29 protein-coding genes and 1 pseudogene are annotated in these 21684 nt (G+C 40.1%); 4 read left to right on the forward strand and 26 right to left on the reverse strand.

All coding sequences use genetic code 11. The features are described 5' to 3' along the window. Positions 1 to 8: 8 nt before the first annotated feature. The 6 genes from AAV35_RS12615 to AAV35_RS12640 all read right to left on the reverse strand — a co-directional run bounded on the left by AAV35_RS12615 (position 9) and on the right by AAV35_RS12640 (position 4770). Positions 9 to 1160 carry a restriction endonuclease subunit S gene (locus AAV35_RS12615; RefSeq protein WP_008592747.1) on the reverse strand — a complete coding sequence of 384 codons (1152 nt, stop codon included), beginning with the start codon at positions 1158 to 1160 and terminating at the stop codon, positions 9 to 11. Continuing rightward, positions 1160 to 2620: an N-6 DNA methylase gene (locus AAV35_RS12620; protein ID WP_073991990.1), complete on the reverse strand. Its 1461-nt coding sequence runs from the start codon at positions 2618 to 2620 to the stop codon at positions 1160 to 1162. The genes AAV35_RS12615 and AAV35_RS12620 overlap by 1 nt, the downstream gene beginning before the upstream one ends. Further along, positions 2572 to 2871, reverse strand: a complete 300-nt coding sequence (locus tag AAV35_RS12625) for a hypothetical protein (protein WP_052034773.1) — start codon at positions 2869 to 2871, stop codon at positions 2572 to 2574. The genes AAV35_RS12620 and AAV35_RS12625 overlap by 49 nt, the downstream gene beginning before the upstream one ends. After that, positions 2859 to 3356 (reverse strand): ArdC family protein, encoded by a 498-nt coding sequence (locus AAV35_RS12630; RefSeq protein ID WP_008592745.1) that lies wholly within the window; start codon positions 3354 to 3356, stop codon positions 2859 to 2861. Before AAV35_RS12630 ends, AAV35_RS12625 begins: the two co-directional genes overlap by 13 nt. A 182-nt stretch (positions 3357 to 3538) precedes the next feature. Then, on the reverse strand, positions 3539 to 3763 hold the full coding sequence (locus tag AAV35_RS12635) for a hypothetical protein (RefSeq protein ID WP_008592743.1): 225 nt from the start codon (positions 3761 to 3763) through the stop codon (positions 3539 to 3541). Between the two features lie 5 nt (positions 3764 to 3768). Continuing rightward, a complete protein-coding gene (locus AAV35_RS12640) occupies positions 3769 to 4770 on the reverse strand; it encodes a type IA DNA topoisomerase (protein WP_082409560.1) in 1002 nt (333 codons plus the stop codon). Positions 4771 to 5244: 474 nt separating this feature from the next. On the opposite strand from AAV35_RS12640, the gene cidR reads away from it, so the two are divergent. From cidR to AAV35_RS12655, 3 genes are all read left to right on the forward strand, one after another. Then, positions 5245 to 6129, forward strand: a complete 885-nt coding sequence (cidR, locus tag AAV35_RS12645) for a cidABC operon transcriptional activator CidR (protein ID WP_008592738.1) — start codon at positions 5245 to 5247, stop codon at positions 6127 to 6129. Positions 6130 to 6283: 154 nt separating this feature from the next. Further along, the gene (locus AAV35_RS12650; RefSeq protein WP_008592737.1) at positions 6284 to 6670 is read left to right on the forward strand and encodes a CidA/LrgA family protein; all 387 of its coding nucleotides are present in this window, start codon (positions 6284 to 6286) and stop codon (positions 6668 to 6670) included. Beyond that, positions 6667 to 7350 (forward strand): LrgB family protein, encoded by a 684-nt coding sequence (locus tag AAV35_RS12655; RefSeq protein ID WP_008592735.1) that lies wholly within the window; start codon positions 6667 to 6669, stop codon positions 7348 to 7350. The genes AAV35_RS12650 and AAV35_RS12655 overlap by 4 nt, the downstream gene beginning before the upstream one ends. 181 nt (positions 7351 to 7531) lie before the next feature. Here AAV35_RS12655 and AAV35_RS12660 read toward each other — a convergent pair whose 3' ends face one another. Then, on the reverse strand, positions 7532 to 8578 hold the full coding sequence (locus tag AAV35_RS12660; protein ID WP_008592732.1) for an IS30 family transposase: 1047 nt from the start codon (positions 8576 to 8578) through the stop codon (positions 7532 to 7534). Between the two features lie 140 nt (positions 8579 to 8718). Here AAV35_RS12660 and AAV35_RS12665 point away from each other — a divergent pair, with 140 nt between their 5' ends. Beyond that, a complete protein-coding gene (locus AAV35_RS12665) occupies positions 8719 to 9009 on the forward strand; it encodes a tyrosine-type recombinase/integrase (protein ID WP_272947635.1) in 291 nt (96 codons plus the stop codon). Positions 9010 to 9371: 362 nt separating this feature from the next. Here AAV35_RS12665 and AAV35_RS12670 read toward each other — a convergent pair whose 3' ends face one another. From AAV35_RS12670 to AAV35_RS12755, 19 genes and pseudogenes are all read right to left on the reverse strand, one after another. Continuing rightward, the gene (locus AAV35_RS12670; RefSeq protein ID WP_008592727.1) at positions 9372 to 10421 is read right to left on the reverse strand and encodes a 2,3-butanediol dehydrogenase; all 1050 of its coding nucleotides are present in this window, start codon (positions 10419 to 10421) and stop codon (positions 9372 to 9374) included. 436 nt (positions 10422 to 10857) lie between these two features. After that, positions 10858 to 11310 carry a YhfM domain-containing protein gene (locus tag AAV35_RS12675; protein WP_156330926.1) on the reverse strand — a complete coding sequence of 151 codons (453 nt, stop codon included), beginning with the start codon at positions 11308 to 11310 and terminating at the stop codon, positions 10858 to 10860. A 233-nt stretch (positions 11311 to 11543) separates the two neighbouring features. Next, a pseudogene (gene rpsI / locus AAV35_RS14415) lies at positions 11544 to 11609 on the reverse strand (30S ribosomal protein S9); the annotation flags it as partial. 369 nt (positions 11610 to 11978) lie between these two features. After that, entirely contained in the window at positions 11979 to 12428 is a 450-nt protein-coding gene (locus AAV35_RS12680) for a hypothetical protein (RefSeq protein WP_008592724.1), read from the reverse strand. Further along, a complete protein-coding gene (locus AAV35_RS12685) occupies positions 12425 to 12838 on the reverse strand; it encodes a BRcat domain-containing protein (RefSeq protein WP_008592721.1) in 414 nt (137 codons plus the stop codon). The genes AAV35_RS12680 and AAV35_RS12685 overlap by 4 nt, the downstream gene beginning before the upstream one ends. Before the next feature lie 27 nt (positions 12839 to 12865). Further along, positions 12866 to 13942 carry a hypothetical protein gene (locus AAV35_RS12690; protein ID WP_008592719.1) on the reverse strand — a complete coding sequence of 359 codons (1077 nt, stop codon included), beginning with the start codon at positions 13940 to 13942 and terminating at the stop codon, positions 12866 to 12868. Between the two features lie 119 nt (positions 13943 to 14061). Further along, a complete protein-coding gene (locus AAV35_RS12695; protein ID WP_008592717.1) occupies positions 14062 to 14328 on the reverse strand; it encodes a hypothetical protein in 267 nt (88 codons plus the stop codon). A 112-nt stretch (positions 14329 to 14440) separates the two neighbouring features. Continuing rightward, on the reverse strand, positions 14441 to 14581 hold the full coding sequence (locus tag AAV35_RS14715) for an S-layer homology domain-containing protein (RefSeq protein WP_008592714.1): 141 nt from the start codon (positions 14579 to 14581) through the stop codon (positions 14441 to 14443). Continuing rightward, positions 14556 to 15944 (reverse strand): N-acetylmuramoyl-L-alanine amidase, encoded by a 1389-nt coding sequence (locus tag AAV35_RS12705; RefSeq protein ID WP_008592713.1) that lies wholly within the window; start codon positions 15942 to 15944, stop codon positions 14556 to 14558. Before AAV35_RS12705 ends, AAV35_RS14715 begins: the two co-directional genes overlap by 26 nt. Before the next feature lie 21 nt (positions 15945 to 15965). Then, positions 15966 to 16259, reverse strand: a complete 294-nt coding sequence (locus tag AAV35_RS12710) for a holin (RefSeq protein WP_040609949.1) — start codon at positions 16257 to 16259, stop codon at positions 15966 to 15968. 18 nt (positions 16260 to 16277) lie between these two features. Continuing rightward, positions 16278 to 16574, reverse strand: coding sequence for a hypothetical protein (locus AAV35_RS12715; RefSeq protein WP_008592709.1), 297 nt, complete (start codon positions 16572 to 16574; stop codon positions 16278 to 16280). A 193-nt stretch (positions 16575 to 16767) separates the two neighbouring features. Further along, complete coding sequence (locus AAV35_RS12720) at positions 16768 to 17769, reverse strand: SUMF1/EgtB/PvdO family nonheme iron enzyme (RefSeq protein WP_008592707.1); 1002 nt, start codon at positions 17767 to 17769, stop codon at positions 16768 to 16770. Further along, entirely contained in the window at positions 17769 to 18146 is a 378-nt protein-coding gene (locus AAV35_RS12725; protein WP_008592706.1) for a hypothetical protein, read from the reverse strand. Before AAV35_RS12725 ends, AAV35_RS12720 begins: the two co-directional genes overlap by 1 nt. 15 nt (positions 18147 to 18161) lie before the next feature. Continuing rightward, the gene (locus AAV35_RS12730) at positions 18162 to 18668 is read right to left on the reverse strand and encodes a hypothetical protein (RefSeq protein WP_008592704.1); all 507 of its coding nucleotides are present in this window, start codon (positions 18666 to 18668) and stop codon (positions 18162 to 18164) included. A gap of 3 nt (positions 18669 to 18671) precedes the next feature. Beyond that, positions 18672 to 18968, reverse strand: a complete 297-nt coding sequence (locus tag AAV35_RS12735; RefSeq protein ID WP_008592702.1) for a hypothetical protein — start codon at positions 18966 to 18968, stop codon at positions 18672 to 18674. A gap of 2 nt (positions 18969 to 18970) precedes the next feature. Beyond that, positions 18971 to 19795, reverse strand: coding sequence for a hypothetical protein (locus tag AAV35_RS12740; RefSeq protein WP_008592699.1), 825 nt, complete (start codon positions 19793 to 19795; stop codon positions 18971 to 18973). Continuing rightward, positions 19792 to 20958: a baseplate J/gp47 family protein gene (locus tag AAV35_RS12745; protein WP_008592696.1), complete on the reverse strand. Its 1167-nt coding sequence runs from the start codon at positions 20956 to 20958 to the stop codon at positions 19792 to 19794. The genes AAV35_RS12740 and AAV35_RS12745 overlap by 4 nt, the downstream gene beginning before the upstream one ends. Continuing rightward, complete coding sequence (locus AAV35_RS12750) at positions 20951 to 21304, reverse strand: contractile injection system sheath initiator (protein ID WP_008592694.1); 354 nt, start codon at positions 21302 to 21304, stop codon at positions 20951 to 20953. The genes AAV35_RS12745 and AAV35_RS12750 overlap by 8 nt, the downstream gene beginning before the upstream one ends. Further along, the gene (locus tag AAV35_RS12755; RefSeq protein ID WP_169819465.1) at positions 21304 to 21633 is read right to left on the reverse strand and encodes a Gp138 family membrane-puncturing spike protein; all 330 of its coding nucleotides are present in this window, start codon (positions 21631 to 21633) and stop codon (positions 21304 to 21306) included. Before AAV35_RS12755 ends, AAV35_RS12750 begins: the two co-directional genes overlap by 1 nt. Positions 21634 to 21684 lie beyond the last annotated feature (51 nt).

Here is a 21684-nt window from a genome sequence, read left to right on the forward strand (position 1 = left end):
CCTCCTTCCTACACAAACATTTCTTCCAAATAAGCCTCTTTCATCTTTTGAAGCTTGTCTAATTTCTTTTCTTCCATTTCAATTTGGTCATCGATATTTTTGAAAAAAAGTGATAGCTTTTCTAATTCTTGCGTATCCTTTGGAATTAGTATTTCTATTCTTGCCATTACATTACTCATAAGCTTCGGGTTTCCAACCTTAGAGACGTGTTTCCAAGCTTCTAAGTTAAGTAACTCAGCTACAGCTTTACAGGCGTAACCATCATTTGAAACAAGCACTCCATTAACATTAGTACTATAAAATTTCCCTTCCCTATACTTAACAGTTCCAGCGTTAGCTCCATCAGTAGTCCAAGTGATAGCAGTATCATATAAAAAGTCTGAATAATATCCTAAGAGCCCATTATTACGAGTTTGTGATGAATAAACTGGATAACATGCTATTTTACTTCTTTTCTTCTTAATCTTTGTGGTAGAAAGTACATTTCCTCTTGTTATTCGGAATACCTCCCCAATCTCTTTTTTAATCCATTCCCCTTCAAACCCTTTAAATCGTCTTTTCGGGACAGTTTCGCCTTCTTGCGGAAATAGTTCGGTTAAATAAGCAGCTTTTAAGGCTTTGACTTTAGCAACCTTCCGTTCTTGATTGGCAATGCGTTCATCTAAAACCTTGAAAAACTCACCTATTTTTTGTTGTTCCTTTTCGCTAGGTAATGTTAATGCAACTTCTTTAATATCATTTGAATTAACTGAGTCAAATGTTGAACCTGTACTTAGCTTAGTCCAATATCCCTCCATCTTCATTTTTATTAAGTGTTGAAAAATAAATTCATTCCCTTTTAATCCAGCGACCCCACGTCCTAAAACAACATCATATTCTGTTTTCCCAATTTCACCCACTGGCGCTCTTACAGTCATAATCAAATCATTTTTATTAGCAGTTTTTGTTACTTGATTTGTCCAAACTCTAGGAATTACTCTATCTTTTTTCAGATCAGCGTTACCTTGAACGAGTATATAATCAGAAGGATTATTTGTATATGATGATGATTTGGGTGAGTGTCCCATAGTGACTTCTAATGTCTCTCCTAATTTAGAACTACTCCACTTGTCTTCAAACCCTTTGAACCTTCTTTTCGGCACTAACTTCTTTTCTTCCATCACTCTGTCACCACCAGTTCTGAAAGCATCTTTTCAAATTGCGCTTCGAGTGATTGACCTTCTTTTTCAATCGTTTCCAACGTAGCCGCATATCTTGCTTGTAACTCTTTCAAGGTGTCTAATTCATTTTTAAGTGGAATCTCTATAAGTTGTGTTATATTGTTCGTTAAATCACCAAACCATTTTTGATACATTAGTTGATCAATTTCGTCATCTGTTAAATTTTCGATTTTATCTTCTACTTGTTCGTTTAATGCTTTTTCTTTTGCCTTAATATCTTTGGTTAACACTGATTTCTCTTCAAGTAACTTTTTCACTTGATTCAACAGCTCATATTCACTTGATTCTATTGCAACATTTTTCATTTCTGCTTTAACTGCTGTAAGAGTGAAATCATCTTCTCTTGCATTTAAAGCATCACCTAATGTCGCCTCTTCATCGCTTTCTTCTACTTTTGCCGCTTCGACCAGTTCGTTGATTTCATCGGTAATAGATGTTAAAGATTCTTCCTTCCCTTCCACTTCCGCTAGTTCCTCCGCATAAAGTTCTTTTAAAATAAGTTCATTCGGTACAATCGCGCCAATCCACCCATCTTGTTCTGTCCGCTTTGTTTTACCCGAACCTTTTATCACCATATTGGCTTCACGTGTTCTACCTACGGTGTAAAAATCGCTGATAGCAATTTTCTCCGTATCTTCTGCAAGCATATCTTCCCATAACTCTGCAATAATCTGATACCCAGCATATGTGCTTACGTGTTTGAATTGTTTTAACAACTGTTTTATTTCCGTTAACATTTCATCTTTCAGTGGCTCGATGTCATTAACATCATGTACTGTTTTTAATTTCTCCCAGTACGTATTCATGTAAATGTGTAAAGCTTCTTTTAAGGCTTGCGTTTGTTTCTGCACTGTTTTATCAGCCAGAACATCTTCAGTCAAAGTATCTATGGAAGCTGTTAATTCTACATAACCTGGACGTACTTCCTGGAGAGCATCATAAAGCACATCTTTTGTCATATTATGCAACACCGTTAATTGTTCAATTTGGTGTAGAGGTATACCGCCATATAAATGAGCATCGACATCTTGTGCAATTTCTTCATCTATAGCCTCAATATAACGCGGAATATTTAAATTATATTCGTTTTCTTTAATTTCTTTTTGTGATGCCTTGTGACTGTAGCCTTTTTCATTCGTACGCTCGATATAGGTATCAACGATTTTAGCAATGTCTTTTTCTTGAAGCACATGTTGCTTTCCTTCTTTGACAAACGATTTTGAGGCATCAATCATCAAGACAGGTTCATTTAAGGCACGGTTTTTCTTTAAAATAATGACTGTGACAGGAATTCCTGTATTCGTGAATAGCTTATCAGGTAAACCAATCACCGCATCAATATGGTTTTTATCTAATAAACGTTTACGAATTTCACCTTCAGCACCACCACGGAATAACACCCCATGTGGAAGAACTCGAGTTCAAATGTACCTTCACGAATATCCTTTAACCATGTTTGATATAAGTGTTGCGGCAGAACGTAATAGCCAAGCACATTTTGAATCATTTTTATTAAACTATCGCCATAACTTTCATAAGCTTCTTCATAGGCTTGGACAACCTCTGCTTCCGTTCCTTTCGCACCACTCGTATTTACAAATGTCTCCAGTGTTTTATCGCTTAGGAATTTGTAGAACATTAATCCAAGCATGTAACCTCCAGCCATCTATTCGGAAAAATATCTGGAAGATCACTAGCTTTTGCATCAGTTTGCGAAACATCGAAAACGCTGCCCTTTCCAAAATACAACCCACTTCCCTTTTTCTCTAATTCCCCTTTGTTGATTAATTCTTTTTCCTGCTCTGTCGCCTTTTTGATACTTTTCCATCTGCCGCTTTCATCTTTAAATTTCGGCTGCGTCTTATTTGGCACTAAAATTTGAATGGCTTTTTCTCCTTTTTGCACTTGAAAGCCTTTTTCCTGCCAAAACTTATAACTTCCTACTGCTTGCGCTCCCTTAAATTGACTCTGAATTAAGGCTGTATTTCGTAATGAATATTGATAAAACTGCATCATGAAAGCTAGATGTTCGGCCATTTGTTCAGGTGTTTCAAAATAGGATTCAATGGACTGATTCATCGTTTCTGTTAATTGCTTCACTTCTTCCTGTTTTTGTTCGAATGTTTTTCTTTTCATGAAATATCATCCTCCCATAAAATAAAAGGAACTCCCATCAGGAAGTCCCTTAGATATATCAGCAATTTATTCTCCCAGCCTATTAATCTTTCATATACAAAATAAAAAAAGACCGCTACATCAGCGATCAACATCATTTTTTACATGTACTTTTCACGAAACGGCTTCCCCTTAGTCATATCTCAAGCTTGTTCACCACCCAAGATGACTGCTTCCTCCTTCACATCCAATGGAATTAACGCTTCTTCATCTGCTTGATTTATCACTACTATAACATCCTTGGTGACGGCATCTACTTCAACTTCTATTTCCCCTGCATCGACAATAAAAACAATAGTGGCTTCTTTAATTTCCTTTACGTACCCTAAATCAACCATCTTATATGCCCCATTTACATACATATCCATCACGATCATCCTTTCGGGAATTCAAATGTCATTTTTTGCTCGGTTTGATCATAGCGTAAATACGCATCAAACTTTTTTCCTTTTTTACTTGTAAATCCTTTGATTAAATTGGTTTTTTCACCGTTCAATAACTTTTTAATGTTTGTCTGACTTATGGGTTTGCCAAGGAATTTCTTCGGTAACGTAAATGTACACCCTTCCCGATAACGGCTGCATCCATAAAATTTCCCTTTATCTTGAATTTTTCCATCTTCATGATTACAACAAGAACAATCACCAATAAAAGATTTTTCATTCACCTGTTGTAATGCCTGTTCCATGTTACCAATTTTCCTAGGTGCTTCTTGCATTAAAGACTCAATCATTTGTTTGATTCTATCGAGAAACACTTCTTGCGATCCTTTATTTTCCCCAATTTTATTTAGATACGTTTCCCATTTCGCTGTCATCTCCGGACTAGCAAGTAACGTTCCTTCTACGGCCTGACAAAGTATTTTCCCTTTGTCTAATACAGTTACTTGATTCTTTCTAATCTCAATATACAATTGGTGTTTTAAAGTTTCTATGATACTTGCTCTCGTTGCCTCTGTTCCAATACCTTCACTTTCTTTTAATGTATGCTGCAATGCTTCACCATCTACTTCTTTCCCAGCATGTTTCATGACATTAATAAGTTGCCCCTCGGTATAATACTTGGGTGGTTTTGTCTGTCCTTCCGCTATTTCCACATTTACTTGACAGGCTTGACCTTTTTCCATTGCTGACAATACCGTTTCTTTTTTCTTAGTCTGTTGTTGATTTTTAAATAATAATTTCCAGCCTAATTGTTTCTCAACCTTTCCAGTCGCTTCAAAGTTAATCCCTTTCACATCAACCTCTACCTTCGTTTCCTCATATTCATAATCTGGAGCAAACATAGCCAAGGTAGTTGCAACCACTTCTTGATAAATATTCTTTTCTTTCTCGTTTAAGGCACCAAAATTTGGCGTTTGTTTCGTTGGAACAATGGCATAGTGTTCTTCTTATCAATACCTATATATTAAAAAGTATGAATTAGTCAATGTTATTTCATTGTATCCATGTATTCAATGAATAAATGTAGACCCCCCGTTTCTGCTTATTTAGGGCGATTGTAATTTCATCATATTACAATCGACTGTTTATGGAATTATGAGTATTACTTGGCAAACAAGTTACGTCCACAAATTATTTCATCAGTTGAAGCCAAAGTTGCCTCATAGATCATTTTGTTACGCTTATTCATCAAGGACTTCCCCAATAACATCGGTTGAATACTCTAATTGTAACCCAAGGCTTCACTAATCGCTAAATCACTATCGTATCACCAGAGTGTAAAATTGGAAGTCTCCTAGCGCCACTAATTTAGATGACCTAAATTATAGGGATTTACCATGCCATTCATAACCTGTTTACTTTATGATAATATCTTCATTAAGCATCTGAAACACAGGAGGAATAATATGGATATACAACACATGGTCTATTTTGTTGAAGTTGTAAAACAAGGAAGTATGACTAAAGCATCGGAAAAACTATTTATCGCCCAACCTACTATCAGTAAAACGATTAAAAACTTAGAGGATGAATTGCAATTAATTTTATTTGATCGAAGCAAAAAAAGTTTAAAACTAACAGATGCAGGTAAAATCTTTTTTGAACAATGTAATGAAATTGTAAATTTATACAAAGACTTACCAGTTATGATGGATAATTTACTTGGGGTTAAAACTGGACATCTCAAAATTGGTCTTTCTCCAATTATGAATGTTAAGAAACTCATAAAAATTTTAGCCGATTTTCATAATTGCTATCCCAATATCACTTATGAGCTTATCGAAAATGGTGGAAAAACAATAGAGCAAAGTATTCAAATTGATGAACTCGATGTTGGAATTACTGCTTTACCTGTTGATAATCGTCTTTTTCAATCCTTTCCATTTTACGAAGAAGAATTAAAACTTGTTGTAAATAAAAATCACCCTTTAGCAGATAAAGAAAAAGTGTCTTTAATACAACTAGAAAATGAAGGCTTTATATTATTTAACGAAAATTTTTATCTGAACGACATAATAACTGACTCTTGTAAACGCGCGGGCTTTATACCTCATATTGTTTCGAAAATTTCTCAGTGGAATTCTATTGAAGAAATGATTATTGCACAAATTGGTATTGGTATCCTTCCTAAAAGTATTATTGAAATGCTAAGTGACGATGTTCGAAGCGTTAGTATCGAGTCGCCATCTATTGTATGGCAACTTGGTGTGATATGGAAAAACAATAAATACATGAATTTTGTCACTAAAGAATGGCTTCACTTTATGCAAAAACAGCTGGATTCAAAATAGAAGATATCGCTTACATAGATAAACGTAATATCTATTATGACAAACCACTATTTTTGTAATAACATGTTCCGTCTTATAATGAGTATGTAAACAAAATGAGGGAGGAAGAATTAAGGATTTTTTAGAAGCAAAAGACAATAAGGAATGAAGCCGAATGTTATTTAAGTTTTTTAGAATTCTGTCACAGATTTCCATAATATTTTTAATCACCGCGTTAAGTAATAAGATACAAAGTGTGTTACACATACCAATTGCCGGAAGTATTGTAGGGTTAGCGACTTTCTTTTTATTACTTCAATTCAAAGTGATACCTGAAAGATGGGTTCAAGAAGGGGCTAATATATTATTAGGTACAATGGCTCTCTTTTTCATTCCCTCTATAGTTGGAGGTATGAACATCATTGAACAAATCAACCTTAATTACTTAATATTTATCGCTTTAATCATATTAGGTACATGTATTGTTGCGTTAGCATCTGGTTATTTGGCCGAAAAAATGGTGCAAAAATGGACACCTAACGAAAAGCATGATTCACCATGATTTTAACGGGCTTTATGATGGTTATTTTAACAATATGTATGTATGTCATTGCACGCTATATCCAGAACAAATTCAACTATTCCATACTGAACCCGGCACTGATTGCATCACTGGCAATCATCTTCATTTTAATTATATGCGGCCTTGATTATAAAGATTATATGATTGGCGGCCAATGGATTTCCAAATTTTTAGACTGTACCGTTGTATGTCTAGCTTACCCATTATATAAATATCGACATATGATAATGCGTAATCTTAAAGTCATAATGACCAGTGTGGTATTTGGTATTTTACTTAATTTTATCATTATCTATTTCGTTATGAATTTATTTGGATTTTCAAAACAAATGATTGTTACATTGCTGCCGCGTTCCATTACGACAGCAGTTGGAATTCAAGTATCCCACCAAATGGGAGGATTAGAAACACTTAGCATTATCTTTATTATAGCAACCGGATTAATAGGGAGCATATTAGGTTCTTCTTTAATAAAGATAGGTAACTTCCAAAGCTCAATTGCCAAAGGATTAACTTATGGTAATGCATCCCACGCCTTTGGTACCGCAAAAGCACTTGAACTGGATTTAGAGTCTGGTGCTTTTAGTTCAATTGGTATGATACTCACTGCCGTTTTAAGCTCAATATTTTTGCCTTTTATCATCACATTATTCTATTAATTCCTTGTTGAAGTAATTTTAAATAACGGTAGTGCACGTTAATCCCTTGATGCATAATTGAATACGCAAATTGGCACACTAAATCAAGAAAAATAAAGGAGTAAATGTATGTATGCCTAAAAAAATCAAAGCCTTGAATTGCAATAGTAAATGCAACAAAACTTCCTAGGGTACACATAGATTATGATAAAGCTTGTTTCTGTACTTCTTCCTGGAAGCGTTCCTCCGGCGTCTGATAGCCCAGGATTTTCCGGGGAAGGGTGTTACACCAGGTTTCCACGTGTTGGATCACCTCCCGGGGGATATCTTCCATGGACTGTCCCTTCGGGATGAAACGGCGGATGAGTCCATTGTGTCGTTCGTTGGTTCCTCGCTCACTGGAGGTATAGGGATAGGTGTAATAGACCTCCGTCTCTGAATTTTTCAGCGAGTTTGAGAGGTCGGCGAATTCCGAACCATTATCCGATGTGATGGTTTTGAAGATGGTGGAGAAGGTTTCTCCGAACGTTTCCTGAATCGAGGTGAGGGCCTGTCGGACTTCCGGAGCGTCTTTCCCTCCGATTTTATAAATGATTTCCCGGCGGGTCTGACGTTCAGTGAGGGTCAACAGGGCCGCCTCTTTCGCCCGTTTGCCGAGCACGGTATCGATTTCCCAGTGACCGAATTCTGTACGATCGTCCACCACGGACGGGCGTTCTTCGATGCTTTTTCCCAGGACTTTCCGGTGCTGACGATGACGTTTCGTCTTCGTCGATCGCTTTACTTTCAGAGGAAGATCGATGTTCCGTACAGAAAGCAGACCTATATCAATGTAGTGGTATAGGGTTCTTGTGCATATGAGGGCTTTATCGAACCAGCCCTTCTTCTTCGCGACACCCACAGCGACGTCCGGGGACCAGTGCCGATCTTCGATGCATGCGGTGGCGAATGCCAGAAACGGCTGGATCGACATGAATTTGTAGGTTACCCCGCAATGGGAACGGTTCGTATCGTAGATACGCTGCCCGGCATCCGGGAAGTACACCTCGTATTCGGTCCAATCGGTGTTCCGCTGCGTGACGGCACCTCGTTTCAACTCGCGGGAGACGGTGGATTTATGCACCCCGATGGCTCCGGCAATGTACTGCATGGTACGCCCTTCCTCCCGGAGCGCTCTGATCTGCCCTCGTTGGTCGAGAGTCAGGTGTGAAAAGATGGGTGTGCGTGTGTTAGAATTAGAATCAGCCATTGGTACATCCTCCCGTTATGTGTGGTTTTGGTCGACTCAATCATAACGGATGTACCATGGCTTTTTCTATACCCAAAATGGGGATAGATCGTTGTTGCATTTCATTTTACAATTAAGCTCATAAAAAAATCCATAAATTAATTGAAAATCGTATGGATCCTAATAATGAATATCTGATTACAAACTTTGAGGGTAGTAAGTTGAGTTATTATGTTTATTATCACGAGAAGTTTAAAAAGATTATGCAGCAACTAGAATTAAATCATAGACCACACGATTGCAGACATACCTTCGCAACCCTTATGGATAATGCTGATGCAAATAAACTATCAATCAAACGGATCATGGGTCACGCAGCTAAAGATATCACTGATAAAGTTTATACGCATAAAGATATCAAGCAGCTTCTTATGGCAATTGACAGGCTATAAGAAAGCTGCTTTTTGTAGCTTTGAAACAAAGTTTGATCAGAAAGGCATGACAAGCCTGGATAATACCCTAATCAAGACGAATCCATTTTGAAAAAAGGATTGTTCAAAATGGATTCTCTCTTTGTGAAATGATATACATTTTTTATAAAAAGGTTTGACCATTTTCCTCCTTTTGGTGTTAAACAAACGCGCCCGTTAATGGAATTATCCACTTCTACTATTAGCTGGTATTGCAGAATATCGTCAATATTCTTCTTAAAGAAGAGTTCAATATCACTTCGCTAATTTATCTACCTGGACCTAGCTGACAGTCATAACAAAACCCCAAGTAACAGCTGCTACTCAGGGTTAAATAATACATTTTATTTCTCACCACTTAATTCCACTAATATTTTTGCTTGTGATTTATCGTTTGTCAATGCTTCGAATCCATTTTCAACAATATCATCCAATTGAATTTGGTCTGTAATAATTCCCTGTGGTTTTAATTGTCCTGTTCCCATTAAATCTACAGTTTGTTGGAATGTAGTAGGTGTATATGCGATTGTTGATGTAACTTTTACACCTGTATTTGTAAGCTGTATTGGATTCCATTCAATCTCCCTAGCAAATATAGAAACAATAACCATTGTTCCACGTGCCCTTGTTGCATCAATTGCTTGTTTAAATGTTGGTGCTACTCCGGCAACTTCAAAGGAAACATCTACTCCATCTGGAACAATTTCCTTGATTGCTGTAACAGCATCTTGTTCGCTAGAGTTAACGACATGGGTTGCTCCTAATTCTTTTGCTTTTTCAATTCTAGTTTCCGACAAATCTAAAACAATAATCTTGCTGGCACCAGCAGCTTTAGCTGCAATAATTGTCACTAAACCAATTGGACCTGCACCAAATACAGCTACCGTATCACCAAACTGCAGTTTCCCTTCTTTTACAGCTTGTACGGCAACCGCAGTTGGTTCTACTAAAGCTCCATCCTGTAGTGTTAAAGATTCTGGAAGTAGATAAACGTTATCTTCTGGTACATTTGCATATTTAGTAAAACCACCGTCACCGTGAAGGCCGATAAAGCTGAAACCATCATAAGGATCAAGGTCTTCCGACTTATTTCCATAAGTGATTGTTGGATTAATTACTACTCTATCGCCAACTTTATATTTTGTCACCTTTGGACCTACTTCTTCAATAACACCCGCAAATTCATGCCCCATGGTTAGCGGAGCGATTTCTCCAGTTAACGGATCCTCTTTTTCATTTGGTACAAACACCGGTCCCTCTTCATACTCATGTAAATCACTGCCACAAATACCTGCCCAAGCTACCCTTACTTTAACATCGGTATCTTTCGTTTGTTTTAGTTCTATTTCCTCTACCCGTAAGTCTTTTTTTCCATACCAGACTGCAGCTTTCATTGGATATTACCTCCTGCTTAATTAGTAGAAAATAGTTATAAGAATACTATATTGAAGGAATAATCAATATTAATTCCTATGATTTTATTATACTATTGATTTTTCCAACTTTCTATTAAATAGACTTTAATTTCTAACCAAATACACATATCTCATTAACAGTTTTGCGATTGTTTATTTTAATTCGGTTGCATGGTTTATTCTCGGGTCTTTGTTCATATAATTTTACCATTCCTCGATATTTACCTTTTTACTTATCCAATTTATTCAGTGAACTTTTATTTAACCGTACAAATATTCATAAGAAGAATTCCCCCTCATCTGAATCTCTTTTTATTTTCATCGTATATGGATTATTTTATTCAATAAAATGACCCTTATATATGATGCTCACGCTAATCCTTATTCAAGAATGGCGCCCAATTGCGGTACACATTTAATGATTATTCAAGACACCCCTTAATCCCTTTGTACCTTCAGGTGATATGTCAAAACCATTGTTTTCGTGACCAACATACATTACTCTGCTTTTTTCTCCTGTATTCCCAAGTACAAGATGTAATCCGTGGGTTTCCCCATTTTCGTAACGAATTAAAATATCATAATCAGGCTTTTCAGTATCGACATCAACTTTCTGTTTCCTGCCCTCTGCATCTTTAAAAGCCTCTTCAAATCTTGATATGATTGTATCCTTATCGATTGTTGTAACAAAGTTTTCATTTATTCCACCATAGCCATCAGATTCAAAAATAGAAATCGATGAAATATCATCTAACATCGTCATTTGCTTGTCTTGAGATTGACAAGCAAATAAAAGTAAAGCGCAAAAAGACAAGTAAGTAATAAAATAATTTTCTTCAAAAATATCCCTCCCAATCAAATTTACCAAATAATTTTATGCGACAATCTGGCCCGTTTGTTGCACTATCCCAATCCATCTTATCAATGTAATTGTATCAAACCTAATTTCAAAACCACAGTTTCTTTTTCTCTAAATTATTTGTCTGCTACTTGTATGTTACGTGTATGCTACGTGTGAATTTCCCCCTGTTTTTAAAGCACCGCATATACAGTAAAATCCCCCAACCATAGGTGGTTGAGGGATTTGCAAGTGTTGATTTATTAACGCTTGGAGAACTGTGGAGCACGACGTGCTTTCTTAAGACCGTATTTCTTACGCTCTTTCATTGTGCACATATAATGGTAGATAACCGGATATATAAACCTTAAGCTCTCGGCATTTATCTCTGTTTTATACCGAACGAAAGCAAATGAGCAATAGTGAGAAATGAATCAAATGTGGTATCTATGTGGTACATTCCATAAAAAAGGGATGAAACGACGACCTCATGTCTGCCAGACACGAGACCCATTTAGGAACTAACCTGATTAAATCGGCTAAACACTGTTATGACAAGGTTTTTTGCATCTCTCTTTTGATTGAATCAGATTAAATATGGTGGTTGTTGTCCAATTCTGCCAACAACTCGCCAACAAGTTGGCAACAAAAAAGCGCCACACTAGGCGCTCTAATCTAAATTAATTTAAAGTTGTTATTTACCAGAATCCTAGGGTGGTACCGATAGTCATTACTGAAGCTACCTCACCTACCCCTTTTAAGATCCACGTTAAATATTTTTTCGCTTCTTGCTTATTATCTTTATTAAGCGAATCTTTGAATCGTTCGTAAAACTCTTCATTTTGTTCTTTTTCCATCTCATTCTGTGAATATCTATCTATATCCTCTTTCAAGGCAATCAAATTTTTTTCAGAAAGTTCATATTTTTCTAATACATCGCTTTGAATATTCACGTTATTCATAGCAGAGTTATTAAAACTATCATTAATCTCCCTTTTATTCATAACATTTTCCACCTTAAGTGTTTCACAAATAATTTGGTAAACTGGTGCTCCTGACTGTTGTTTTAAGGACTTTAACGCAGGAAATGACAACCCCATAAGCATTTGACTAGTTAATGCCATAGGCGTTCCAGTATCTGGTTTCACCTTAGAACCTCCGTCAGGTTTTTTAGCTTTTTTTTTTCATGTTCTTCCTGATGTTCAGCTAAGACGTAATCTTTATACTCTTGGTTAATAACAAAAACAGGGATGAAGTCTGTTGAGTCAAGCTCGAATTCAAATCCACACCTAGGACATTCCACTTCTCCTCCAGCGTGTTTTTCTTCGGATAAACTTATGGTTTTGATGCAGTCTAAGTTGGGGCACTGAAGTTCCCACATTAGACTCACTTCATTTCCTGGACCTGATTTCTGTTCTAATAAATAATTGAAAGCTTCCGAAGGAGTAACAGATGCATGCCTAGAGACGGCTGTGGGATAAAAGCGTGTCGCCTTGCTAAAGGCTAACAATTCGATATAATCGTCAATTTGTTTTCTCGCTTTAAAACCCAACGACATTGTACTTACCTCCCTTAAGCCTAATAGTTAAATAATAACATTCTCTCGAACATAGTCAATCAAACTTTCCGTTACATGAGAAACAAACACTACACTTTTCGTCGTCATACCTACTCTGATCGTGTACTCATCCTCCACGTTTCTCTCTCGAAAAGGGAACTTGATAAAACCATTCTGGTGGCTAAGGTAAGGGTCTAAGTAAGAGTATAAAGGAAGTGACCTGATTTCACTGTTACCCTGCATACCCACAGTTTCCATCCCAGATAATACCAAAGCTGCGAAAGGGACTATTCCATTTTTGTATCCAAATGAATCGCTGATTTGCTGAAGGCTCGTTTCTAAAACATCAGAGTCCTTCGTCTCGATATATCTATCCAAAGCTGAAAGAACATCAATAACTGATTGAGTTTCTTCATCAGTGTATTCTTCAAGGTAGTGTTGTGGTTTGGACTTTGCTTCAACCAATTCTCCAGATAAATTATCAGCAATATCTCCAATTTCTCGCTCAAACACATCAGTAACGGGTTCGAGGTTAACTGTCTGATTTAATAACCCTGCGACCTTGATCGCTATATCTCTGGCTTTACGAGTGTCTCCCCTTACTTCTATAATGCCCTTATTTTGATCATAATAAACTGTAGCAATTGAAGTCTTTGACACAGCTCGCACTGACGTCGCACTCGGCTCATACCTCACACTATCTTTATATATTAATCGTACTATTACATCTGTATCTTTATGACCTTGGCATAGACCTAATAGTTGTGGTTCAGTTGTCACTTCATCTTCAGCTATTTCTAATAATCCCGTGCTTGCATCAAATCCTGCGTTTTGATTAATTAGCCTTATGAAATCTTCCTGTGAAATACTGTCATCAATTCTGTACCAAGTAACTGATGTTTTAGTAGCGAACACTTTGCTCTCAAAACTCATCAAAGTTCCTTGAGGTATTTCTTGCTCACGAATTTCCTCAAAAACATCTAGAGCTAGTTCATTCTTATTTTTGGAACTATCTACATTTAACTCTGTAGCAATTTCACTCAAAACAGCCTTGGGTAACTTGAAGAAATCTTGCGGGAAAACTAAATCTTTAATTTGGTTCATTATACTCCCCTCCTTTCGTACCACTATACCAGCAATTGTACTAATTAATCAAAATATTCCATATAAAACGAGATTTCGATAATAACTTTAATGTAAAAAAGCGCCAAAGTGGGCGCTTCTCAGTCATCATATGTTCCATCTTCAATTAAGTGCTTGTGCCTGATGAAGAGATCTTGAATATCGAGGTCATCTGTATAGGGGATTTCCGAGTAGAGATAAGTGTAGGGGAGTTTTTCTGTGGTGGTGTGATCTACTACCGTTACTAGGCGATCTCCGTCAGGCATTAATAAACATGCGATAATTTCAAAGCGACTCTGGCCAGCTAATTCCAGGATGATTTTCTTGTTCTCCTTATCAATAAACTCTCGAACTTTTTCATTATCCATTCCATCACTCCTATTCAATTTTACATGCTTCTCCATTATATAACAAGATTGTGAATAATAGTTCATTTATTGCAAATAAAAAAAGCCCCACTCCTGAGAGTGAGGCTTGTGATTACTTCTTGGCCGCTTTATAGGCACGAGCCGCAAATGCTGCAGCTTCTGCTCTAGTTACAGGCTCGTCTGGTTCAAAATCACCGCTTGGCTCACCTTTGGCAATACCTGCTTTTTTAAACAACCTGAACGTAATTTTCATTGGAAGTAACGTAATACACTTCCCCGTTTGAATTTTTCGCTTTATACTGCTTTCCACCACCAACGTTTACTTTTTCAACAATTTCAGGGAATCCTTGTCCTTTAGTAAGGGAACCAACGTGGTGTTCATCTTCCCAAGAAGGGGCGTTATAGAATCTAACCCGTCCGTTATAGTGAGATTCTACCCTTCTTCCTACATAGGAAGGCGTGGTATCTGTTTCTTTCAGCGTTACAAATTTTTCTGCGGCGGTAATATAAAAATGATCTCCATTGGAATTTACTACTTCATACTGTCTTCCCCTACCTACTTTTACAAGGCGTTCAACTTTAGGGAAGCCAATTCCTGCGTCTACTGTTCCATACTTATCTTCATCTGACCAACTAGGGTTTCCGTAGAAACGTAGGTCATTAACTTTTGATTCCAAGCGGTAGTTATCGTTAAACGTTTTAAGCTGCTTCACTTCTTCACTATCGTCGGAACTATCGTTCTTAGCTTTCAAAACTTCTTTCATTTTCGCTTCTGTTTTCGGTCCAACCATGCCGTCTACAGCTAGTCCGTGTTTTTTCTGGAACGCTTTTACCGCTTCTACGGTTGCCGGACCAAAACTTCCATCAGCGCCATATCCGTCCATGTCATAGTCTAGTTTTAATAATAGGTTTTGCCGACGTTTTACCCCTGGACCGCGATCACCTTCTCCGTACACGCCAGTAATTTCCGGATCGGCTGAGGAGGAATAAGCGCCGTCTCCAAGTTTATTGGTGGATAATCCTAAGGACCGACAAGCGACGCGTGCATGGATATGACCGATCTTTTTAAGATCCTTCCCGTCTTGCAGATATTCGCGCAATTCTTTCGGGTTTGTGAAGAAAAAGTTTTCTGTCAGCAGTACCGGCATAGCTGTTTTTCTCACAACAAAAAAATTACTCCATCCATCATCAGGATTACATCCGTAAGTGCCATTGCTCCATAGAGGATAACCAGCGTCCTGCATTTCGTCTCTATAAATGTTGGCCATGCGTTTCCCTTCCCCGCTTGTGTAGTAATAAAAAGCGCACGCCCCATGAGCCGATCGTGCGGAAGACGCGTTCGAGTGGATAAATAGCACCATGTCAGCACCATTTCGATTACAGTAATCGACGCGGGCGCGCAAACTTCGATAATCAGCGCCGTTCTTTTGTGGGAACAGAACCCGAAGGCCGTCCACGTCGCTTAATTCTTCAACGGTATGGCGTGCGATGACAATATTACTATCGTATTCTTCATACTGGCCATCCGCTTCTGTGTCAGTGTAGATGCCTTTCGACCCTTCCTCATCAAATAAATCTTCATAGTGACCAGCGAAAACTACTAATGTTTTACTCATTGTTAAACAGCTCCTTTTGTTTTACTGATTGTTAAAAACGTCTTTATCTTTACTGTTATCTTTCGTACTGCCGTACCGCTTCTTCATCACTTCAAATAAACCGGTCGCGGATAGTCCCGCGCCTGCGCCTGCCCACAAACGTAACGCTAAGCCCATATCCGTAAATGGATAAGCAACAGCCCCTAGCGCAATACCTATGACAATTGCCGCGAGCGGAAGCGTGTTTTTCGGAACAGCCACCGTCTTTTTCAATGCCTCGAGTAACCCGGTAACAAACGGACCGATCACCGTCGCAAACAATAGCACCTGTGTCATTACTTCGTTTTCCATTATTTAACCCCCTTGAATCAGTTGTGTAATCGCATATATTAACCCTGTGACTATACTTCCGGCCCCCGTAAGGTTCAGGATGACCTGCCAAAACTTCGATATCCGCATCTTCTTCGTCGATAAGTGATGGTCGATAAGGTTGTTCAGGAGCTTTTCTTGTTTATCTCCCTGATCTTTGATCGTTTTCTCGACGCCGTCGACCTTGGACGAAAAAGTCGTGAATGTGTTTTCTAGTGTTGTTATTCGCCTCTCATGGTCTTGCCATATAGGCATCTCCTCCATCTCCTTTTCATCTAACATGTTCAACCCCCTTATTTCACGACTTCTTGGCGCCGCATGATAAAAACCCCCTGCCATGATGACAGGAGGAAAAATAGTAGCGTATCTTTTTTGTTCAGCATTCCATCTAATGTCGGCGTCACCCCCCTTATTAATCGAATACAAAAACAAGAGCCCGTTATCGCGGACTCTTACAGATCAACAGATTTACAGATTACAGAACAAACGCGGAACGGAAACCGATGTGGCTGTCCGAGCCCGAACGCTCATAGCGCAGGCTCAACGTAAAGACACCACGCTCGGAACCGTAAGCCCAATGGCCACCGCTCCGCGCAAGGCGCTCACCGTAGTTACGCACCGACACGTTATCTCCGCCGTGGTCCGCATCATAAGGAGCGATGCCCAAGTGCTTCAGCAGATCCGGAATCGTGAAACCTGTCGCCGCTGTCAAATTCTCCATCAGACGGTCTTTGTGTTCATCCGTCGTGTCGTCCATCGGATTGACGACAGAGCCATTGATAACGAGATTCCCGGATTCAACATCGAATGCCGCTCCCGTATCTACCCACTGATCGACGACACCTTCGCCGCCCGGTGTGTTGTAGTCGTTGTCGTTATGCACATAAATCTTTCCGTCGACGAGCTTCAAGCCGTCCGTCCACTCCCAAACGTTGCCGTTGAGATCATAGATACCATCTGTCGTGCCGTCATGACTCCAAGACGCCGGGCCGGTGCCGGTGAGAACACGGTCAGCTCCGGCCATCACGCCGCGCTCGTATGGCGCCGAATGATCTCTTCCGTAATCATTGTTCCCGCGTGGCATTGTCCCGTTTTTCTTCGACCACAGAGCAATAGCCGCCCATTCAGCATTCGTCATCAGGTGCCATCCTTGCCCTTTGGCAGCACTGTATTGCTTCGCCTGATCGAAATCGACATGCGTTTTCGGGTCCTGACCGGGAATCGAATACGCGCGACCATCATGAACAATATTCTGGAACTTACTGATCCATATCTCTGATTTCACGACTCCGTTCACAATAAAAGCCGGATGCGGTGTATCCGGTGCTCCGTCAATCACGTCGCTCAGATTAAAGCGAGGCACTCGCACCATGATGCTCGGATTCCCTTTGTCGTCGTACATGACAGTGTTTTTTCCTCCGCTTTTCGCTTCAACGGCCTGGCGATAGGCGTCTTTCGTAGATAAAATAAATGACATTATGCTTCAGCCCCTTCTTCAGTGGTTTTATTATGCTTCTCAAAGTAATTGGCAGGTAACGTCCAGAGTCGTAGCTCCACGTCACTCATGTTCAACGGTGCTTCTCGTTCTTTACAAATAGGATAACCTTCTTCATCCACTTCTCCGGAATCGTAAAGTTCTGTTCTTATAGCCGGAATCACAATAGTCGCTACGTACCAGGCGCCTACACCTTCCTGCATCGTTTCTAGTTTGTTGTCAAGACTGATATTGATGACTTGTTCCGTATCTCCCTGTCTTTTGTTAAGATCCACAGATATCTCTTTACCGATCATCACTGTCGTACCACGCAAAGCATAATCTGCTTTTTTACCTCTGTTTACATGGGTTACAATCATGGTAATTCCTCCTTTTTATACGTTTGGATTGAGTAACGTCCATAAAAAAGTGACCGACTCTGCGGAGCCCGTCGTCTTAACCTTAAAGCCGTTCTGTGTTTTTTCATAAGGGAGTAATTCACCGACCGCTCCTTCGTGCACCGCATTAACGACGGTCAGCTGTACATCATAGTCAGGAGCGTTTATCTGCGGGTATCCCTCTAACGCAATCTCCACAAATGGTTCACTGGTCCGGAAATAACCGTTGTTATTCTGGTCATTACTTATTGTCGCTTTCCCTTGTAGCAGACGCTGGTGTTGAGACTTTTTCAATTCCAAGTCTAATTGTCGGATCTGCTGCGCGTTGAAAGTAGCAAGCATACCGACATCCAGCTGCCCGATAAGAATTCCTGTTTCCATGTTATTCAGGTTTGTCTCATTGACCGGAGTACCTTCAACTAATACATTGCCATTTTCATCAAGGACTCTGTCGTCCCACTCGGTCGGGCGATATTCTTGTTTTCGCAAGTGTTCATTGGACATGTCTTACCCCTCCTCTACGGTATATTTAAATTCGAGCAAAAGTCCTTTGTTTTCTTCGTGGTACTGATGATCATGACGTTCGTCTAACACATTGCCTTCCACGTCTAACAAACGGACATTCGTGATAGACCCCACAGGGTCTTTCTGTGTGAGATACACCTGCTTACGAATAGTCGATCCAGTGACTATGGACCTCCGTATGGGCATTGTGTAACGAGTCCCATTGACGACAACATCCGCTCTCGATGCTTTTTCATCAATGTACTTCGCGATATCATTTTTAAAAAAGCTACTCAACATCGTTATCCCTCCTCTCCTGCCCGGAAGTCGCCGGAGAATTGATAAGGTTTACTCCCAGGATACTTGTAAGTGGCACGCCCTTCGTCGTGATCGACCCTCATATTCAATGACTCCTGACTACTACCTAATGTAGAATTTGTTATCGTTCCACTATGAGCAGGGAGTGTAGGGTATTTGTGTTCGCCTGTCGCATCCTTCGCATGAGCCACAATATTTTTATTGTGTATACTCCCTCTTGTATTACGGTCATAAACAGGGCCGGCGTATAATTGTCCGGCGTGGACGAATAGCGCCGATTCCCCTGTGTTTGGCGCGGTCGTTATCGGAATGTTCACGGCATCCATGATGATGTGCCAGTAGATAGTTACACCGCCTGCTGTCACCCTTCCAATAACGCCGGCCGGGAAAGGGTTTTGCACTCTGGTCGTAATGAGAATGCCTGCGGGTTCGGGAGGGATGATTGGGTCATCCAGTGACCACATTTCTGATACCCCTATAAACTTATCGCCCAGGAATGTCGTAAGCACATCGTTTATCGTTTCAACATCCCCCTTCGATATATTGGCGATAATCTTTGTTTTAATACGGAGACGATACTGTTCATCTGTCTGCCCGTTCCGAAATTCCTGTACAATTTCCCCGCCGAGCTTATCCAGCTGGACCCCTTGCGCCTGATCAATGTCGCGCCACTCTTCCATCGTCTCAAGTGTCTGTTTCATATCTTCCAGCTGACGGGAAACGACGTTGAAAAGTTTTGCTATATTGCTGTCATCATCTTTTTGAAAAAGGTCTGTCAGTTTGGAAATCATGTTTTTGTAAAAGTTCATGAAATCACGACCTTATCAAAAGATGTGACGGCGACTTGCCTAGTGGTAATCGGTATATTTTCCTCTTCAAAAAATTCACCGTTGGTGCTCAACCCGACTTCCACATCGTCCACTCCGTCCACAGCAAATGTTTTTGCTATGATTTTACTGTGCTTCACATCTTCATTCAGCTCTGTGCCGTCATACACTGTTCCGTCCTGATCAGCACCGCCGATATATTTCACAATGCTGGTCCGCACTCTCTCATGCCCATCGGATGGAAAATATTCGTTTGTTGTCAGCGTAACGTTCACATGCACGTCTATATGCAACGGTCGGGTGAAACCGATGAAGTGTTTCTTCCCTTGAGAGTCGATGACTGTATGAATTGTGTCGCCATAAGACTGGATGCCCCCTGGTTTAACGGAGAAAATCGCTTCCGCTACCTGATCGTCTGTGCCACCGAACACAAAAGGAATCAATGACTTGGGCGGCGCACCATCTGCTGTCGCGTCCATCATTGTGTTCTCCTCTACAATGGCACTTCTTACGGCCGGTATTTCGATGAGGGTGGATTCGATGCTTTCCGCCGAAGAAGATCCCGACTCTGTGAAAGCTTGAAACCTTGCGAGCAGACTGGCATCCGTTTCTCGGTCTCTACCTCCCGTTGTGGGTTCTGCATTTGACACGGCGGTGACGTGTTCGACAGGTTCTACGATTTCCGTTATTGCTCCGGCCTTTACGTTGCTTCTCGTACCTTTTTTCACCGCCCTTATTTCAGCGGTCGTCTTGCCGGTGTCGTCCAGCTGCACATCTTCCATCGTCACAAACGATATATCGGACGACGTAGACACCGGAAATCCTGCATCTACAAACGTTCCAGGTGTGCCTGTTATATCAATTACACCGAATGATTCTCGTTCCAGCATTCGTGACATTCCCTTGAATTTAACTAAACGATCCAAAGATGTGCCGGTAGAGGTCGAGGGGAAAGAACTGTGATACACCTTCTCTATCATTTCCCACAGGACAATGATCGTCGAGGAAAAGATACGGAGAATAATACCAATGACACTCTTCTGTCCGGTGTTCACCTGCTCCCCATACTGACTTTTCGCATCACTCTCTATTTCGTCCCATATCTCACTGCCCGTTTTACGTCGAAATCCTTTCTCATTAAGCAATAGATAACCTCCTTTCTTCCAGTACCTCACCTTCTATGGTGCGCACCTTAAAGGATACATAAACCTTCCTATCTTTCGGGTCTGTGTCAATGGATAACGATTCAATCGTCGCTACTCTTGTTTCTCGCCCTATTGATTCAATGACGGCGGATCGGACCTGTGGCTCTGTTACTTTACCGAGCAGCTTGGACCTTTCGACACCTAACTCCTCGTCCTGATACCATTCACCTTTAAACGTAGCCAGGGCGATGTAAAGTGATTGTGCGATTTCTTGAGTCCCCTCAATCAGTGTGATGTCTCCATCCTTCATGACGAGATCTCCGCTTTCGATTTCCATCGTTTTCATTATGCAATCACCCCCATGATGACCGCTCCGTTCAATGGAAAGAGACGGTTCGGACTCGGATATACCGCTTGACCGCTTAACACGTTATCTAATTCCCTCTGCGAAAAGGACAAAAGAACAACGTCTCCCGCCTTGACTACAGGGATGTACTCTTTTTCTATGCCGTCTACTTCGTAACGCTGAAAGAGAACCGGCACACCTTCCAATACAGGCAGAACCACAGGGTCTCTATCAACTTCCTTTTTCTTATACAACGGTTGAACTTTCGCTTCCCGTTCTGTTTTATCGTAACTAATCACTCTTGCTGGCATGGAGGTATTGACCGACAACAGAGTATCCCTTTTTAGATTGCGATAAAACCTCATGTCTTCGCTGATACG

The organism is Salimicrobium jeotgali (genome assembly GCF_001685435.2).
Classification (GTDB): domain Bacteria; phylum Bacillota; class Bacilli; order Bacillales; family Halobacillaceae; genus Salimicrobium; species Salimicrobium album.